A 17,524-nucleotide genomic window follows, 5' to 3' on the forward strand; every position below is an offset into this window, starting at 1 on the left:
TTAGGGTGTAGGTCATTGAATGGAACTATTGACGGGGTGTATCTACGAAGCGGAATTTGCTGTACCAGTGTTCATTCCTGCTGTTGATTACTTCGAGCAGGTACCGTTCATCATATAGCAATTGCCTGGTTATGACAGCGGGCAAGCTGGTAAAATTATGCCCGGGACTAAGCGATAAAGCACCAGTAACCCTTACCTGCTCACGGGCATCGCCAAGAGAGGTAATAACAAAGCTTACGGCAGAATCAGCTATTTCATTACCATAAGCTACCAGGATCTCTTTTTCACAAACAGCATCCGCCATATGTATATTCCTGGTAAGTGTAACAAATGAAGCGGCCTGCCGTTGGGGCTTCCCGGGGATGCCAGGTGCTGCAATGTTAAAAGTCCATACTTCGCTTTGAGTAATCAACTGACCATTATTACGGGCAACGACACACCATGCATACGTTTGCCCCGTATCCAGGAGGGCATTAGAAGCGGGGTAGCTAATGAAATTATTTTTTAAACGGCCGGCATTATAAACCAGCCTGTTCTGCCTGATGGCAGCTTCCGGGCTCTGCCCCTCCTCCAGTTTTGCAATCAGCAGGTCGTACGACAGATCACCGAATAATTGCAGGGGCGCCGGCGGCAGCCAGGAAAACCGGGGGCTTCCGTAACCAATGGTATCGTTATTTCCGGGCAAATGAAGAACAGGCGGGCTCAACGGCTGCACTTCAAGCGTGATACAGTCTTCCAGCAGCGTTTCCCCCGCTGCTTTCTGCCATGAGCTAACGCTGTAGCAGGCGATATAGGTACCTACCGGCAAAAAGCCTTCGGGCCGGAGATCGGCATTAAAAGCCGGCGAATGATACCTGTACTGCACGGGTGATACATCTGCCGGCTTCACCTGCATAGCGCCATGCGGCACCATCATGTTCTTACCAACAGCGGTCATAACAGGAGTGTTATCGGCAGCATTCATGAGTGTGATAGTTACCTGTACACTTGCATCACCTGCCCCGCCATTTACCAGCAGAAAATTCCAGAGCTGCGTTTTCTGAACCACACCTGCCGAAGGCACCTGTAATGTAAGCGTCAACTGCCCATATCCTTTTATAACATAAAGCAATAACAGAAATAGAACGCTGCTTTTTATAGTCATAACCAGTGTTATTAGAATGTTCTGAAAAAGCTGATCCTGCCGGTTTTATTTTCTACCAGCCGTTTTTCAGGACCGGGCAGAAAACCATTATCCAGCATCATCTGCAACTCACCTATTCTTTTTATTTTGATAAGTATATTGTTTTTGTATCCCCATTGAACCAGGTTGTAATTTGTTTGCCTGTTGTATTTTACGCCTGCTCCTATACTCAGCCAATCCGTTAATGCATACTGTATATCATTATCGAGGGAATACAGGTTATAATCGGCGGAGACGGCGGCACTGCCTGTTGCTTGCCAGGTAAACCGTTTGCTGAAAAAGACAGCATGGTTAAGCATGATGTTAGTAGTGTTGAAATGCAGGAAACCACTGTCGGCCTGCCTGTTATAAAACCGGGAATAGGTGGCAACACTATTCATAGCGGTTTCACCGAGGCTATAGTAATAACTGGCATTCGCTACCAGCGAATAGAATGTATTTTCGATATACGATTCATCGGACAATTTTGTCAGTTGCGCGCTGGGATAATATCCCACAAGCAGCACAGGCCATTTGGGCAAACGAAGTGTAGCCTGGATGGTTTTAAATACCGTATTGGCATGATACGATACCGCCTGCAGGTTGTTGTAATCGTTTTCCTTAAGAGATGCTTTCACCAACAGCTTTTTTTTGAAGAAAGGCTGTTCTGCCTGTACCAGCCACGCCTTTTGCTTTACACCTGTAGTGACGAGGCTAAAGGACTGAAAGTTGGCGCCATATTGTTTAATGAAACCGGTGAACACTGTTTGCGTTGCCGGAAGCCGGGATTGCAGTTTGAGGGAATATGCTTCATTGGAATGATCTTTCATAGACAAAGCGGTAGCAAACAGATCCTTGCTGGTGTTGTTATAGTAGGGCAATGAAGATTTAGCCAGTTCTGCAGTGATATACGTATTATCGTTCAGGCGGTAATTACCTTCGAGTGTAAAGCCCAGCAGGCGATAGTCGGGATATGCAGTTGCAGCGCCACTATTATTAAACAATTGCTTTTTCCCCGAGTACCATGTAAGAATGATATTATTACCTCCCAGCTGTCCCCATCCGGTCCTTAACATATACAAATACTGGCGGGGAGACTTTTTATTATTCACTATGAAATCGCGGAATCTGTAATCTACAGTTCCGGCAGCTACTGCAACATAATAAGAAGGATTGTATTCGGCCTGAAAGCCCGTTATACTTACATTTCTTGCCGATAATTCGGAGTAATTAACCAGGGTTCGTCCTACACCCATACTCCTGATAGCCAGCAGTTGTTTGTATCCTTTGGGCAAAATACTATCGGGCACCTGGCGTTCTTCCATTTCCCATTCCAACTCTCCGGGAGAAAAAGCAGCTTTTCGTTTTGTTGCCGCAGTACGCTTCCAGTCCTTCAATTTACCCTGCAGGTCATAATATTTCTTTTCCATCTGTGCCAACTCATTGTTGAGGGAATCCGCTTTTTTCTGCCAGGCAACATAGCGGTTCTGCCAGGAAAGCACAGGTGTATCCAGCTTAAAATCGCCGGCTTTCCCGATTGGATCCAATAGCTTTCGGGCATCCGGGGGCCAAGAGGTGTCATATTTAAGAGTGCCACCATATAACAATCTTTCTTTTTCTTCCACAAGTCTTTGTTTCAACCCGGGATCATTCAGCCTGGCCGTTAGTTTAGTTAATTCAATACGTTTAAGATCGAGTTTGTTTTTCCATAATGTTATAGAGTCCATCATAAAAGCCGGCGGATAAGTATTTATCTTTTGTACAATTCTATTCCGGAAGTCAGTAGTATTAAAATTGAAGTTCACATCGGAAAAATGTCTTGTAAACGAAGAGTTTCCGAACCTGTTGGTAAGGTATAAACGCATGGGATACTGGTCTTTCCAGGTAATATCGAGATAGGTTTGAACAGTATGGTAATAAATATCTTTTTCGGCATACGGGGTATCGCTGTATGAGCGGTAATCCATATTGTACAACACGTTGCCATGAATAACAAGATCGCTTTTCTTTCTGGCAGCAGCGCCCCCCGGCGTTGTTGCCGTGTAACCAATACTTTCAATATTGGGCAACAAAAACAAATGCATCAATGCTTTAGATAAATTTCTTTCTTTAACTAAAGCCGGCAGGTAATATGGTACCGTATCATATACTGTAAGAGCGGTATCGGCTGAAACATGAATAGCAGGTAATGCAAATGGCAGGCCTGGTAAAAGCAAATAAGCAGGTTCGCTTTTATCAGGAGGATGCGGAGGCTGACCGCTGACGGAATTAATTCCCAGGGCAATAACCATCCAACCTATCAGCAATATCGGCAATGCCTTCTTCAATGACATGAAACAGGCAAAATGGATGTAACAACAGGTTTATCCATTACTATTTGGCGGAAAGTATTCCATGCTACACGACATTGTATAACAATGCATAAGCCAATCAGGATATTGGTGCTCACGGCAAATGTGTTTTAAGGTCTACAAAAGGGTTGTTGCATTAAATGTAATCAACATATTACCTAATTGCAAGTAAAAGCCCTGCATAACGGAATAAACAGTGGTAAACCATAGGTAATTTTGGCCAGGACTCATTTATTTGAAAATAATGCCATCATAAATCACAAAACCCTTGCGCTACAAAATGGTGTATAATTTCTACACAGGTGATTATTGTACCGCTGCTTCGCCCGCTATTGGCTACTTAAATAAGGTAACCGTGGCTTGATTTTTTTGGAAACATTTTTGATTTACAGGTGTAAAAGTTTTCCGTTAACACTTTAAAAACTCTTACACTATGAAACTGAAATCCTTTTTACCTGTCCTGGTGTGCATGATCTCGTTTTTTGCTACAATAGTACCTGCCCAGGCTGCCATGAGCAACAAAGAAATACAAGCTGCCGTAGCGGGAATGAGTGAGTCGCAAAAGCAGGCCCGGGCTGAGCAGATAAAGCTGCGTGTTGAAGAAATTAAAAACATGGACAAGTCGCAGCTCACCAGTGAGGAAAGAAAGGAATTACGTGCGGAAATGAAGATGATGCGTAAGGAAGCCAAGGCTATCGGTGGCGGCGGCATTTATATTTCTCTGGCGGGAGTTCTGATCATCATATTGGTATTGATCCTGATCCTGTAGCAATTACACCGAATTAAACAACGCCGGCGCAACTACCAGTGTTGCCCGGCGTTTTTATTTATACCTATTTTTTTCACGAAAACTGTGTGTTATGGCAACTTTCAATCGCGTGAGCCTCAGACACGTCAATTCGTTACAACAGCCTAAATGGCTGGCTATTCTGAGAATTTTGCTAGGCGGTATGTTATTCATCAAGGGTATTACTTTTATCAGCGACAGCGCCCAACTGGAAACCATATTGGAGACAAGCCGTCTGCGTTATATCACCGGAAGTAATACGGCAGTATGGGCCGAAGTGATCGCCTGGACCAACCTGTTAGGCGGTTTATTTATTCTTACGGGTTTGTGTACACGTTATATGTCGCTTTTGCTCCTGCCTATATTGCTGGCGGCGGTATTTTTCGTGAACCTGCCCAATTATACCATTAACGGAGGATCGGAGTTTGCGTTTTCCATTATCATCCTCGTTCTATTAGGTATTTTCCTATACGAAGGAAGTGGTAAGATCTCTGCCGACGAGTATTTCAGAACTTATTACAAGGCGGGGTACCACAATGTGAAGGTAGACGTGTAAGGAACAGACAACAGAGGGTGTATTTTTATGATGAGCAGCAGATAAGTCTGATGAAGCTCCTATCTGCTGCTTTTATGTTATCATGCAGTTATACTTATAACAGCACTACTTCATCTCTTTCATCTCTTCCGCTCCAGTACACCTTTACTTTATTGGAAGGGAAAGTATCTATGGCACGGCCTATATAGTCGGCATGAATAGGAAGTTCGCGGCTAAAGCGGCGGTCGATAAGCACGCAGAGTTCTACTTTTGAAGGGCGGCCGAAATCGAGCAGTGCATCGAGCGATGCGCGGATGGTGCGGCCGGTCCATAATACGTCGTCGATTAATACAACGTTTTTATTTTCTATGCTAAAGGGGATATCCGTAGCGTTGGCGACGTGCAGTTCTTTACGTACGTCGTCGCGGTAAAAAGTAATATCCAACTTACCATATGGAACGGGGATACCTGGCAGCAGTTGCCTTAGTTCGTTCACGATACGGTCGCTCAAAAAAATACCACGGGGTTGCAGGCCAATGATGACCGTATTTTCCAACTGAAGATGGTTCTCGAGAATCTGGCGTGCCAATCTCTTGATTATTAAAGCTACCTGTGGTTCCGTTAAAATGGATTTCAAAATCTGATCGTAATTTTTGCACTAAAATAGAGCATTATGCTGAATGGTCATTATCTTAGGCCGATTAATAAAAACGATCTCCCAAACTGATGAAAAAGATATTTCTCACCACAGGCGTTCTGGCGATTGTATTAGCCGGGGCGGCACAGGTTAAAAAAACACCCGCAACCAGCTCCAAACCTGCTACAGCAGCCAAGCCCAAAACGGCAACCGGTACAGTGATGACGGCAGTACCTTTTAAAAATGCCGCCGATTCGTTCAGCTATGCTTTAGCGATGAGCGCTGCAAGTTTCTGCAAAGAAAAAGGCATCACCGAGGTTAATATGGCAATGATGCAGCGTGCTTTCAACGACGTACTTAAAACGAATAAGCCTGCTTTCACCATGGACCAGATGAACCAGGCGATGATGACCTATCTTACCAGAGCGGAAAAGGATAAAACGGCTGTTACCCGTAAAGAGGGAGCTGCATTCCTGGCGGCGAATAAAACCAAGCCTGGCGTTAAGGTACTGCCCAGCGGCCTGCAATACCAGGTAATAAAAGAAGGTACCGGCGCCAAGCCCACCCTTAGCGATAAGGTAAAAGTACATTATCATGGCATGCTGATAGACGGTACTGTTTTCGATAGTTCTGTAGACCGCGGCACTCCTATTACCCTTTCGGTAAGCGGTGTGATCGCCGGATGGACCGAAGCATTGCAGTTAATGCCTGTTGGCAGCAAGTGGAAGTTATTTATTCCTTCGGACCTGGCTTATGGCGACAGAGATACAGGCGGCCCCATCAAAGGTGGTTCTACGCTGATATTTGATGTAGAATTGCTTGGAATAGAAGCTGCCACTCCTGCAAATGAAGGAGCTGTACCAGAGCAATAGCGAGCAGCTGATCACAGTATATAAACAGAAAGAGGCCGTATCATAAGTGCGATACGGCCTCGTTTTATTCGGGTAGCTGATGGAGCCGGGTTCGCGTTTAAGCAATTCTCAGCGGCTATTTTTATTTATGACCACCCTCTTTTTTATTGTTTTTATTCTCCTGGCGCCAGGAAAGGATATTTATAATCCGTAGGGGGATTAAACGTTTCCTTCACTGTTCTTGCGCTAAGCCAGCGGTAGAGGTTGATCATGCTGCCAGCTTTGTCGTTGGTGCCACTTGCACGGGCGCCGCCGAAGGGTTGCTGCCCTACTACTGCGCCGGTTGGTTTATCGTTGATATAAAAGTTACCGGCTGCATTCCTGAGCTTTTGTGTAGCAAGCGTTATGGCATCCCTGTCCTGGGCCAGAACAGCGCCTGTAAGGGCATATGGCGAAGTGGTGTCTACCAGTTCCAGTGCTTTTTCATAATTATCGGCATCGTACACGTACAAGGTAAGTACGGGTCCAAAGATCTCTTCGCACATGGTAACATAACGCGGGTCTTTGGCTTCGATCACTGTTGGTTCAATGAAGTAACCTTCAGATTTATCGTAGTTGCCACCGGCTATGATCGTTGCTTTCCTGTCTTTTTTAGCGGCATCGATATAGGCTGCAATTTTATCGAAGCTTTTTTCGTCGATCACGGCGTTGATGAAGTTGCCGAAGTCTTCAACGGTTCCCATTTTCATGGTTTTGAGGACTGCTGCGAGCTTTGTTTTGATGGCATTGGCGAGGTTTGAAGGGATATAAGCCCTTGACGCTGCAGAACATTTTTGTCCCTGGAATTCAAACGCACCACGTGCCAGCGCTGTAACGGCTGCGTCGACGTCGGCGCTTTTATGCACGAGTACAAAATCCTTACCGCCGGTTTCACCTACTATGCGGGGGTAGGTCTTGTATTTGGCGATGTTTTTACCAATGGTTTCCCACATTTGGTTGAAGACGCCTGTAGAGCCTGTGAAGTGCACACCTGCGAAATCGGGATGTGTGAAACAAGCTTTACCCAGTACTGGTCCGCTTACATAAACGAGGTTGATAACGCCATCGGGCAATCCTGCTTCTTTGAGGATACGCATGAACATCTGTGCGGAATACACCTGAGTATTAGCAGGTTTCCATACCACTACGTTGCCGCACATGGCTGCGCTGGCGGGGAGGTTTCCGCCGATAGCGGTGAAGTTGAACGGTGTAATAGCCAGAACGAAGCCTTCCAGCGGGCGCCATTCGGTACGGTTATGAATTCCGGGAGAAGAGACCGGCTGCTGGCGGTAGATCTCGCTCAGGAAGTGTACGTTATACCGCAGGAAGTCGATAAGCTCACATGCGCTGTCGATCTCTGCCTGGTAAGCGTTTTTGCTTTGCCCCAGCATGGTAGTACCATTCATAAAGGAGCGGTATTTGGTAGCGATGAGGTCGGCCGCTTTCAGGAAGATGTGTGCGCGATCTTCCCAGGGCATGTTAGCCCATGCTTCTCTGGCCTTCAGGGCTGCGTCGATGGCCTGTTGAACGTGTTTATCGTCGCCTGCATGGAAATACCCCAATACGTGGCTGGTTTCATGTGGGGGACGGATGGCAATGCGTTTGCCGGTTTTAACGGCGCGACCGCCGATATACATAGGAATATCGATCTCTTTCTTTTTAAGCTCAGCTAAAGTTTTTTTCAATGTAGCTCGTTCAGCCGATCCGGGAGCATAAGACAGCACCGGCTCATTGGCTGGCAATGGGTAATGGAAATATCCCAGGTTCATAATCAGAAATTTTTAGCAAACGTAAGCAATAAAGTTTTTTTACCTTAGGATTGTTTTTCAGCAGCGTTTTTGTGATTAAAGTATTAAGATGGTTCAATTTGGTCGTTTTTCCGTTACCCTGTTACGCCTTGCCGCTTTTGTAATCCGTTCCAAGAAAAAGGAGACTGCCCGTGCCTATGCGCTGTTATCGGAGATTGAAAAACAGCTGGGGGGCCGGTTTCAGCCTGCTACACGCAGGAAGATCGCTATAAGTTACGGCCTGTATAACCCGATGATCTGCGATGCATTTGGCCGTTTACACGGGCGGCTGACCACGGATGCGGAAAAGGAAAGGCTGATCCACTATTTTATCTGCAGTTCGCTGTTCGACGATTTTACGGATCATGGCACCATCAGCGAAGCGCAGTTGTTGTCACTGTCGTTCTGCCCCGAAGATCATAAAGCGGTGAGCTTCGATGAAAAAGCTTTCCAGCAATCACATTTACTTTTATGGAACTATGTGGCCGATAAACCGGCTTATGAGAAGGTGACGAAGGCACTTTACAAGGCACAGCTGTTATCGAAGGAACAGCATAACAGCCAGCTGCCCGACGAAACCCTGCTGGACATTACTTTCACCAAGGGCGGTTATTCGGTCCTGTTATGCCGCTACTATCTTGATCTGCCGGCCAATGCTACGGAAGAGGCCTGCTGGTACCGGATAGGCACCATCATACAATTGACCAATGATCTTTTTGATATTTACAAAGACCTGGCCGACAACATAGATACTTTGCCTAACCGGATGACCAATGCATATGTTTTTGAACAGTTCTTCAGGGAGCAAATGGGAAAAATGGACGGTCTGATCCGGCAGCTGCCTTATGGCCGCCAGCGAATACAAGGTTTCAGGTTAGCGATGTCGGGTATTTATGGGCTGGGGCTTGTGGCCATAGACCAGCTCAAGGCAATCCAGGGCGACCAGTTGCAGCTTCCTGATTTCGGGTCGCTGCCGCGTAAGGCTTTGATCGTAGATATGGAGAAAACCAGGAACCTGGTAAAATGCCTCCGGCATGCTTATAAGAGCTGGCGTTATTGATGACAGGGCCGGTTGTTATAACCAGCCCAGTCATATCAAGCCCTGCGGGCTTATTGTAAATTGAGTTCAAGCTTGTCTTTTATTCTTCCTTGGCGCTCATGAGATAGGCTTTTATGAAGCCATCGAGTTCGCCGTCCATTACCGGTTGAACGTTGCCCACTTCGTAATCGGTACGGTGGTCTTTGATCATTTTGTAAGGGTGGAAAACGTAGCTGCGGATCTGGCTACCCCATTCGATCTTTTTCTTATTGGCATTGGTAGCGTTCTTGGCTTCTTCGCGGCGGCGCAGTTCTTCTTCATACAAGCGGCTTTTCAGCATCTTGAGCGCCAGTTCGCGGTTTTCGCCCTGGGTACGCGCCTGCTGACATTCAACGATGATGCCGCTGGGGATATGTTTCAACCTCACGGCAGTTTCTACCTTGTTCACATTCTGTCCGCCTTTACCGCCACTGCGATAGAACTCCCATTCCAGGTCGGCGGGGTTCACTTCAATTTCGATGCTGTCGTCGATCAAAGGATAAACGAAGACCGATGCAAAAGAAGTGTGCCGGCGTGCGTTGCTATCGAAAGGCGAAATCCTTACCAGGCGGTGTACGCCGCTTTCGGCTTTCAGGAAGCCATAGGCAAAGGGCCCTTCGAACTGGAGCGTTGCGGCTTTTATGCCGGCGCCATCGCCTTCCTGGTAGTCTAATTCGGTCACTTTCCAGCCTTGTTTTTCGCCATACATCAGGTACATGCGCATGAGCATTTCGGCCCAATCCTGGCTTTCAGTGCCACCGGCTCCGGGGTTGATCTGCAATACTGCGGGCAACTCGTCTTCCGGCTGATTCAGCGTACTTTTAAACTCTGCGTCTTCAATTTCCTTTAAAGCCAGCGTATGGGCTTCCCTGGTTTCTTCTTCCGTGGCGTCACCGGCTTTCCAGAATTCAAATAATACGGCAAAATCCTCTACCGACTGCTCCACCTGTTTAAAGAGTTTGAGCCAGTATTCATTCACCTTTATTTCCTTCATGATAGCCGTTGCGCGCTGGTTGTCGTCCCAGAAGCCTGGCGAAAGAGAGAGTTGGCGGTCGTTATCTATTTTTGCAGTCCTTTGATCGACGTCAAAGAAACCTCCTCAGGACACTAACACGGTCCCTCATATCTTTAATTTGCTCTTGTGTCATAGTTGGGCAAGATACATTATTTAAGTGACAGAGAAATAATGAATTAAGGCTACCAGTTGGCAAACTTTTTATTGAGTTTGGGCGCGGCGAGGTATAAGGCGATACCTGCGAGCATCAGCAGGGTAGAAATGATCTCGGCCTGGGTAGGCTGAAACCCGAAGAGATGCTGTGGCGTGTTCACCCTTATCTTTTCGATCCAGAAACGTTCAAAGCCGTTCAGGAAGAGATAGATGGCAAAAATGCGTCCGCCTACTTTTATGCGTTTGCGTAAAGACCATAACAGGGCAAACAGGAGCAGGCAAGCTATAATTTCATACAAAGGCGTAGGATACACACCTGCGGGCAGTTGGGTGCAGTAGTCGTTCCAGGTGCATCCGGGGATCATTTCCCCTACTTTGTTCACGTTATGCGGGTAGTTATAGGACCAGGCCCAATCGGGCAAAAATGAGAAGGGATTGGGTTTGGTATTGACGATACCCCAGTCGCCATCGCCGGACACCTGGCAACCGATACGCCCCAGTGCATAAGAAAGCATTAGTACGGGGCCGAAAGCATCGGCGGCATGGATGATGGCCACTTTATGTTTACGCAGGTACCATACGATGGCAATGGTTGCCACAATAAGCCCGCCGTAGAAGGTAAGTCCGCTTGCAGAAAAAAGATTATTGATAGGATCGTCGATGAAGCGGTCCCAGTTTTCGAGGTTATCGAAAATTTTGGCGCCGGCAAAACCTGCTACCGCTGCGATGATGGTAATATCTCCTACCCTGTCGCTTGGCCAGAGGCGTACCGTTTTTTTCTCGGGCTTGGGTAATTTTTCTTTGTTCCTTTCGCGCCACTTGATGCCGGCGAGTATCAAGCCCAGGACGATGCCGGCGGGCCAGCTACCGCTACCTGAGAATATGAAGGACTGCGGATCGTTCAATGCACCGGCGGTAAAGAAAACGCCGAGGATCTTATATCCAAAAATGAAACCCAGGAAAAAGTTCACCAGTAATTCGCTGATGGAAGCGGGCTCACCCACCGTTATAACCACTTCTTCATAACCAAGCAAGCCTTCCTTTTCTTTTCTTTTCAGTTCTTTAACCAGCACCCAGGCGCTTACAAGGAATGCGATAGCAACGAAAAAACCAAAGCTGTTTACGATTTTAAGTCCGGACAGTTCAATTCCAAACAGATCTTTAAAGGCGTAGTACAAATTAGGATACATTCCGAGTATGGTTTGTGAAGTGCAATGTTACTATAAAAAAAATCCCCCTGGCGAAACAGGGGGAACATTTACTAACCCATCCATAACAAAGCTGCACTTTAAATGGATGCTCTTTAACTGTTAACAATATTCATTGAAAACAGCAATAAGGTGTTGCGCGATAACCTGAGCCGGCGCTCCTTCGATCTGGTGACGCTCTACCATGTGTACCAGCTGGCCGTCTTTAAACAGTGCCACTGCAGGTGATGATGGAGGATAAGGCAAGAGATGTTCTCTTACTTTCTTCACTGCGTCTACATCGAAACCAGCGAAGCTGGTTGCTAATCTATCGGGACGCTTCTGCGCGTTTTTAACAGCCATTACAACTCCCGGGCGGGCAGCACCTGCTGCACATCCGCAAACGGAGTTAATTACTACAAGTGTAGTACCCTCCTGTTGTAACGTACTATCTACTGATTCAGGCGTTGCTAAATCTTCAAAGCCATTATCTGTTAATTCTGCCTTCATCGGCAATACTATCTCTGCTGGATACATCTTCTTTTCCTCCTTTTCGTTACTTGGGATAACAAAATTAAGGATTCTCCCCTAACGATAAAAACTGTTTTTTATGCCATTTTGACGGCCAAAACCAACCATAACAGACATTATGACACAAATAATGAGCCAAAAATGCCAGTATTACCTTAAAAACGGCAATGGAATGTCATTTGATCTACAGGAATCAAGTTCAACATTTAAAAACAATAAAAAGAATAATTATGACACTCGTAAAACACAACTACAGGAACCTGGACAATTTATTTGAAGATTTCTTTTCCTTTCCAGTGAACCAGGCAGCAGGCCGTACAATTCCTTCCGTAAACATTCATGAGTCTGCCGATGGTTTTCAATTAGACCTGGTAGCGCCGGGATTAAACAAATCTGATTTCAAGATCAATCTTGAGAAAGGTTTATTAACCATCAGCTATGAAAAGAAAGCGGAACAAGAGCAAAAGGACAGGAAAACACATCGCCGCGAGTTTACAGTAAGCAGCTTTAAAAGAAGCTTCACTATCGATGATCAGATCAATACTGAAGCCATTGAAGCAAAATATGAAAACGGTATCCTGCAATTGACACTTCCCAAAAAAGAAGAAGTAAAGGTTTTGCCTAAAGAGATAGCTATTGCTTAAGTTGATTTTTTTCATAAGAGCAGTTGATTTTGGTTTAACCCCTGTGTATTGACACAGGGGTTTTTTAAGTTTCTGATGCGCCGGATAAGAAAACCACTACTTACCCTTTGGGGTCAGACAGCAATGCGGTCAGTTTTTTATCCAGCTCCCAACCATAGAAATTAGTGCCGATAATAGTTTTTGTACTCATATCTATCAGGAAATTATGAGGCACGCTTTTAATAAAGTATTTGAGAGGGAGTTCACCGGTTGCTCCTTTCAGGTCACTTACATGTATCCAGTCGCCAACGTTGTCGGCCCGGATAGCCGCCAGCCATTTGTCGCGGGATTTATCAAGCGATACTGATACGATGGTGAAGCCGGCTTTATTAAATTGCTGGTATGCCTCGCGCAGGAAGGGATGTTGCAGCCTGCATGGACCGCACCAGCTGGCCCAGAAATCCAGCAGTACATACCTTGCTTTCAGACCTGCAAAATCAACCATTTTTCCCAGTGTATCGGGCAGCTGAAAATCAAGCGCCTTCTTCCCTATGCCGAAAGCTTCCTTTTCGGCGAGTATTTTTTCAAGCGCTGCGCCCATAGGCAGCTGCCGTAATTCAGGTGACAGCCTGTTGAAAAACGGACGGGAGTTCTGCTTCTCTGCAGTTCCGGGGCGCTCAAAATCATACACTGCTAAAAGCGAAACCGGAGAATTGGGGTAGGTTTTCAAAATCTCATCTACCAGTTTCTGTTCCTCCAGTTGAAGTGGCTTCAAGCGCTCTTTATATATTTCAACGCTATCACGCTTCTTCTCTCTTTCCAGGCGAAAAATTGCCAGATTCACAGGCCGCAACCGATCGTAGAACGCTGCGGTCTTTTTGCTGTAGGCGAGATATTCCTCCTGGAGACGTGAACCTTTTACCACTGCACCGCTCAGGGAATCTTTCGCTTGAAGGGTTATCCTGGCTCCCTCTTCAAGAAACAAACTATATCTCCTTTTTTCCTGTACGGCATGAGTAAGAGGGGTATTGTCATTAGCAGGACTATAAATGAGCGTTATTAATGCCGGGCTTTTCAATGCACCTTTGAGTACAAAATTGCCTTGCTCAAGGCGCGCGCTGTCTATCACCATTTTATCGCCATCTTTATACCTCATCTGGATAGATCCGCTTTTGGCGGGCTGAAAACTTCCCTGCACCACAAATCCTGTTTGTGCATGAATAAGCTGAGACAGCAGAAAAGTTGCGGCGAAGCTAACCTTCACCGCTATTTTTTTTCTTTTTGTATGCATAGTGTTGGATTAAGGATTGTTGGTCATGCCTGGATTCTGGAGCATTACTTTTAATGGAAAACGTAATGTAAATCTTTCTTTCCTGAGCGGGAGCCTTTCCACTTCATTGCCGTCGGGACCATAGACAATATGCTCATAGGTTTGAGCAGCGAACAGCGGATCTACCGACAGGCGACGCATATCGAACCAACGTAAACCTGTGAAAGCAAATTCACGAATCCGCTCATCAATTACAAAGCGTATCAGCGCATTTTTGTCCGTGATAGTCACTTCGGCATCGGCGTCGGGCATACGTTTGCTACGCAATGTTTTCAGATCTGCTTTTGCAGCGGACAGTGCGCCCGTGCGGGCATAACACTCTGCGCGTAACAGGTAGAGTTCCGGCATGCTAATACCTATAGCAACGGCGGCCGACGGAGCAAACTTTCTCATAGCACCTGGTACGGTTAATTGTGTGCCGTACGAGGAATAGGCTGGTGTGCGGGTATAAAACAACTTTCTTTTGTCATTGTTGCCATACAGCTCATACGCTTCTTTTTTCAGCAGTAATACGCCGTGCTGGTATTGATATTGTGAAGAAAATTGACGGGCGAACAGCGTTTCGGTGCTGGCCCATGGTAATGGCGCGCCAATATAATAACTTACAGTTGGCGCAAAGTACCAGGCTCCACCCGGCGCCAGCAATGTATTGTAATCGTACAAGCCCACAGGAAGGGTTCCGTTAGGCAGATGGTTAAATGCGCTTTCCAGTAAGGGAAGTGCCTGGTCGAATTTTCCCATAAACATATACACTTTACCCAGCAGGATTTCAGCGCCTGCCTGTGACATTCTTGAGCGTGCATCGTTGTTGCGGGGCAACAATGGCAGCGATTCTGTAATATCTTTTATAATAAAGTCATACACTTCCTGTACACTGGCTCTGGTAAAAGTGGTTGCAGTAACATCTGCATCCAGTATAATAGGAACACCAGGATCTGTAGCAGCAGTTGCAGGATCGTAAGGTTTGCCATACAGGCTAATAAACTGGAAATAACTCCAGGCTCTTGTGGCACGCGCTTCTGCACGAAGGGCTTGTTTCTCCGCCTCGGTGCCCCTTTCCGACTCCATCACCTCATTGATGATTTTGTTAAGTACGTAAATCTGCGCCGTTACGTTGGTCAACTCCGGCGCATCAGTTGCATCGTCATAAAGGTCGTCGGCCCAGCGGAAAGCCTGCTGAACTCCCTGCGACATTGAATTTAGAACTGCACTCTGCGCTACCACTTCGTCACCCAGCAGAATTTGCATATCGGCGGTGCCCAAAGACAATAATGTTCCGTTGTAAAACAGGTTCCTGTAGTCATTGGTTTGGGTGGCAATAATGCGCCCTTTTGGATCGATCTCCAGAAAAGATTTGGAGCAGGAAGAAAATACTCCCATCAACAGGAATATGCTTATTATTTTAAGATATTTCATGAATTTCTTGTTTTTAGAATGAAACATTTGCTCCTAGTGTGACTGTATTGAATCCTGAACGTTGTGTTCTGGTGCCTGTAAGGGCATTAAAGTATTCAGGATCGATATTATGTTTGTTTGCTTTCCAGAGCATAATATTGCTCAATTGAATACTGAGCGAGATATTTTGCGCTCGGATCTTGTCTGTTATATTCCGTGGCAACGCATAGGCGAACGTAATGTCTCTTAATTTCATAAATGAAGCGTTCAGCACATTGGTGTTTGCGTATGTATAATAATTCGTTGCCCGGGTAGTAGCACTGGTACTTGCATTACCTATCCAGCGTGGTATGTCCGTCACATTTTCATCACCGGCTTTTTTCCAGCGCTTGTCAAAATCGGCATGGGCATTACCGGTAGAAAGAGAACCGCCGCCCGGACTCAGACGGTTTAAAGAGTACATGGTATTTACATCTTTACGCATCACGTGACCCAGGTTGGCAATAATATTGGCTGTAAGCGAAAAGCCATTGTAACGGAAAGTGTTGGATAAACCACCACTCCATTTCGGCTGATAGGTACCCATGAAAAGCATGTCTTCCGGCTTTGCTATGCTGAGTGCTTTGGTAACACTGCCATCTTTTAGTCTGATTTGCGGATCACCTGTTGCATCGAGCCCTGCGTAGTTGTATGCGAAAATGGCGTAGGCTTCGTATCCCTGGAAAAAGCCGCCATAGGCATTGTTCGATATTATATTGTTTCCGGTTGTAATGTTTACATTGTTAGAAAGGCGGGTGATCTTGTTTTTGTTATAAGCCATGTTCAGTATAGAACTCCAGCTGAAGTGTTTTCCTTTTATATTTTCGGAGCGGAGTGCCAGTTCTAAACCTTTGTTTTCAAGGTCGCCCAGGTTACCAATTACTGCATTATAACCACCGAAAGCATTGACAGGGAGCTGCCCCAGCATATCTTTCGTTTTTCGCATATACAAGTCTATGGAACCGATGAGTCTTTTGTTCAACACACCAAAGTCGATACCGAAGTTAGTGGTAGCTGTAGACTCCCAGGATAATCTGCGGTTTGCAGGCGATACAATGGCATAGATACGTCCGCCCGGGTAAACGGAGGAGGTAGAGCCGCCGGATATAATATCATCTGAAGAGGCAATACCGGGTGCCGGAGCATTACCCGTAAGGCCATAAGTAAGTCGCAACGCCAGCAGGTTAAGCCAGTTCAGATGCTGCATAAAAGGTTCTGAGCTGATCTTGTATTTGGCTCCTACACTCCACACGGGGCGGTTCTGCGCCGATTTGTCGATGCCAAAAAGGCTTGACTCATCTTTCCGCCAGCTACCATTTACCGTGTACTTCTGAAGAAAGGTATAAGCAATGTTGCCGTAAACCGATCTTAACCTGCTTTTAGATTCTGTAAAAGAGAAATCATTTGAAAAATTCCAGTAGCTTCTGTTGGAATTATACAAAAGGATGGGATTGGCTATCCCTGCCGAGAGGGTTACATAGTCCAGTGCCTGGGGAGCAATCAGTCCATCATCGTAGCCCCAGAAAGTACCTGAGTTTCCGCGGGAAAAAGACTCCTGCTGTTCCATGCCCGCCAATGCAGTTACCTGATGATTGAGGTTATCCCAGTCGCGGTTGAAAAAAAGCTGGTTTCTAACGGTCCAGTTCTGCTGTCTGGCATCACTCCGGACATATTTGCCACCTTTGGCAGGGAAGTTATACTTGATCGTGTTATCCAGTACAGAGCCGGTGGCAAAACTCACCGTCATGTTTCTTACCGTATAAGCCCGGTCATCATTGAAAGAGCGGCCTTCACTTGTGCCTTTTACCAATCCATAGGTACCTTCGAATCGCAATCCTTTATATAAATTTACGGCTATGCCGGCTGTTAGTCGGGCCTGCAGCGATTCGTCGTTCGAGTAACCATAATTCACTTCATCGAGCGGCACGTAATTGAGGTTGATACCGCTCCGTGATTCCAGGTTCTGCCTTACACTTTCTATGCGGTACAGCCAGGGCATAGCAATATTACTTCCGTCGCTGTTG

Annotated in this window: 15 protein-coding genes; 5 read left to right on the forward strand and 10 right to left on the reverse strand. The window is 46.2% G+C overall.

What is annotated here, in order from left to right; all coding sequences use genetic code 11:
- Positions 1 to 25: 25 nt before the first annotated feature.
- On the reverse strand, positions 26 to 1,144 hold the full coding sequence (locus ESB13_RS04865; protein WP_129001895.1) for a hypothetical protein: 1,119 nt from the start codon (positions 1,142 to 1,144) through the stop codon (positions 26 to 28).
- A gap of 11 nt (positions 1,145 to 1,155) precedes the next feature.
- On the reverse strand, positions 1,156 to 3,495 hold the full coding sequence (locus ESB13_RS04870; protein WP_129001896.1) for a hypothetical protein: 2,340 nt from the start codon (positions 3,493 to 3,495) through the stop codon (positions 1,156 to 1,158).
- A gap of 451 nt (positions 3,496 to 3,946) precedes the next feature.
- Between ESB13_RS04870 and ESB13_RS04875 the strand changes: the two genes are divergently transcribed.
- Both ESB13_RS04875 and ESB13_RS04880 read left to right on the forward strand, forming a co-directional pair.
- Positions 3,947 to 4,282 (forward strand): hypothetical protein, encoded by a 336-nt coding sequence (locus tag ESB13_RS04875; protein WP_129001897.1) that lies wholly within the window; start codon positions 3,947 to 3,949, stop codon positions 4,280 to 4,282.
- A gap of 91 nt (positions 4,283 to 4,373) precedes the next feature.
- Positions 4,374 to 4,856, forward strand: coding sequence for a DoxX family protein (locus ESB13_RS04880; RefSeq protein ID WP_129001898.1), 483 nt, complete (start codon positions 4,374 to 4,376; stop codon positions 4,854 to 4,856).
- 94 nt (positions 4,857 to 4,950) lie between these two features.
- Here ESB13_RS04880 and pyrR read toward each other — a convergent pair whose 3' ends face one another.
- A complete protein-coding gene (gene pyrR / locus ESB13_RS04885; RefSeq protein ID WP_129001899.1) occupies positions 4,951 to 5,472 on the reverse strand; it encodes a bifunctional pyr operon transcriptional regulator/uracil phosphoribosyltransferase PyrR in 522 nt (173 codons plus the stop codon).
- 89 nt (positions 5,473 to 5,561) lie between these two features.
- Between pyrR and ESB13_RS24165 the strand changes: the two genes are divergently transcribed.
- Positions 5,562 to 6,344 carry an FKBP-type peptidyl-prolyl cis-trans isomerase gene (locus tag ESB13_RS24165; RefSeq protein ID WP_129001900.1) on the forward strand — a complete coding sequence of 261 codons (783 nt, stop codon included), beginning with the start codon at positions 5,562 to 5,564 and terminating at the stop codon, positions 6,342 to 6,344.
- Between the two features lie 152 nt (positions 6,345 to 6,496).
- Here ESB13_RS24165 and pruA read toward each other — a convergent pair whose 3' ends face one another.
- Positions 6,497 to 8,131 (reverse strand): L-glutamate gamma-semialdehyde dehydrogenase, encoded by a 1,635-nt coding sequence (pruA, locus tag ESB13_RS04895; protein ID WP_129001901.1) that lies wholly within the window; start codon positions 8,129 to 8,131, stop codon positions 6,497 to 6,499.
- An 88-nt stretch (positions 8,132 to 8,219) separates the two neighbouring features.
- Between pruA and ESB13_RS04900 the strand changes: the two genes are divergently transcribed.
- Positions 8,220 to 9,209, forward strand: a complete 990-nt coding sequence (locus tag ESB13_RS04900; RefSeq protein ID WP_129001902.1) for a hypothetical protein — start codon at positions 8,220 to 8,222, stop codon at positions 9,207 to 9,209.
- A gap of 79 nt (positions 9,210 to 9,288) precedes the next feature.
- On the opposite strand, the gene prfB is transcribed toward ESB13_RS04900, so the two are convergent.
- From prfB to ESB13_RS04915, 3 genes are all read right to left on the reverse strand, one after another.
- Positions 9,289 to 10,375 (reverse strand): peptide chain release factor 2 gene (gene prfB, locus ESB13_RS04905; RefSeq protein WP_129001903.1). Its coding sequence is split into 2 segments (ribosomal slippage): positions 9,289 to 10,314 and positions 10,316 to 10,375, totalling 1,086 coding nucleotides; the frame shifts between segments, so codons are not numbered across the junction.
- Positions 10,376 to 10,424: 49 nt separating this feature from the next.
- Positions 10,425 to 11,585, reverse strand: coding sequence for a prolipoprotein diacylglyceryl transferase (locus tag ESB13_RS04910; RefSeq protein WP_129001904.1), 1,161 nt, complete (start codon positions 11,583 to 11,585; stop codon positions 10,425 to 10,427).
- Between the two features lie 120 nt (positions 11,586 to 11,705).
- The gene (locus ESB13_RS04915) at positions 11,706 to 12,119 is read right to left on the reverse strand and encodes a BrxA/BrxB family bacilliredoxin (RefSeq protein ID WP_129001905.1); all 414 of its coding nucleotides are present in this window, start codon (positions 12,117 to 12,119) and stop codon (positions 11,706 to 11,708) included.
- A gap of 224 nt (positions 12,120 to 12,343) precedes the next feature.
- Here ESB13_RS04915 and ESB13_RS04920 point away from each other — a divergent pair, with 224 nt between their 5' ends.
- The gene (locus ESB13_RS04920) at positions 12,344 to 12,757 is read left to right on the forward strand and encodes an Hsp20/alpha crystallin family protein (protein WP_129001906.1); all 414 of its coding nucleotides are present in this window, start codon (positions 12,344 to 12,346) and stop codon (positions 12,755 to 12,757) included.
- A gap of 100 nt (positions 12,758 to 12,857) precedes the next feature.
- Here the strand turns inward: ESB13_RS04920 and ESB13_RS04925 are convergent, their stop codons facing one another.
- Genes ESB13_RS04925 through ESB13_RS04935 form a run of 3 tightly spaced genes read right to left on the reverse strand, consistent with a single transcriptional unit; the run spans position 12,858 to position 17,499 of the window.
- Positions 12,858 to 14,027: a TlpA disulfide reductase family protein gene (locus tag ESB13_RS04925; RefSeq protein ID WP_129001907.1), complete on the reverse strand. Its 1,170-nt coding sequence runs from the start codon at positions 14,025 to 14,027 to the stop codon at positions 12,858 to 12,860.
- A gap of 9 nt (positions 14,028 to 14,036) precedes the next feature.
- On the reverse strand, positions 14,037 to 15,482 hold the full coding sequence (locus ESB13_RS04930) for a RagB/SusD family nutrient uptake outer membrane protein (RefSeq protein ID WP_164974095.1): 1,446 nt from the start codon (positions 15,480 to 15,482) through the stop codon (positions 14,037 to 14,039).
- A gap of 13 nt (positions 15,483 to 15,495) precedes the next feature.
- On the reverse strand, positions 15,496 to 17,499 hold the full coding sequence (locus ESB13_RS04935; protein WP_129001909.1) for a SusC/RagA family TonB-linked outer membrane protein: 2,004 nt from the start codon (positions 17,497 to 17,499) through the stop codon (positions 15,496 to 15,498).
- Positions 17,500 to 17,524: the final 25 nt, after the last annotated feature.

Source organism: Filimonas effusa, assembly GCF_004118675.1.
GTDB lineage: Bacteria > Bacteroidota > Bacteroidia > Chitinophagales > Chitinophagaceae > Filimonas > Filimonas effusa.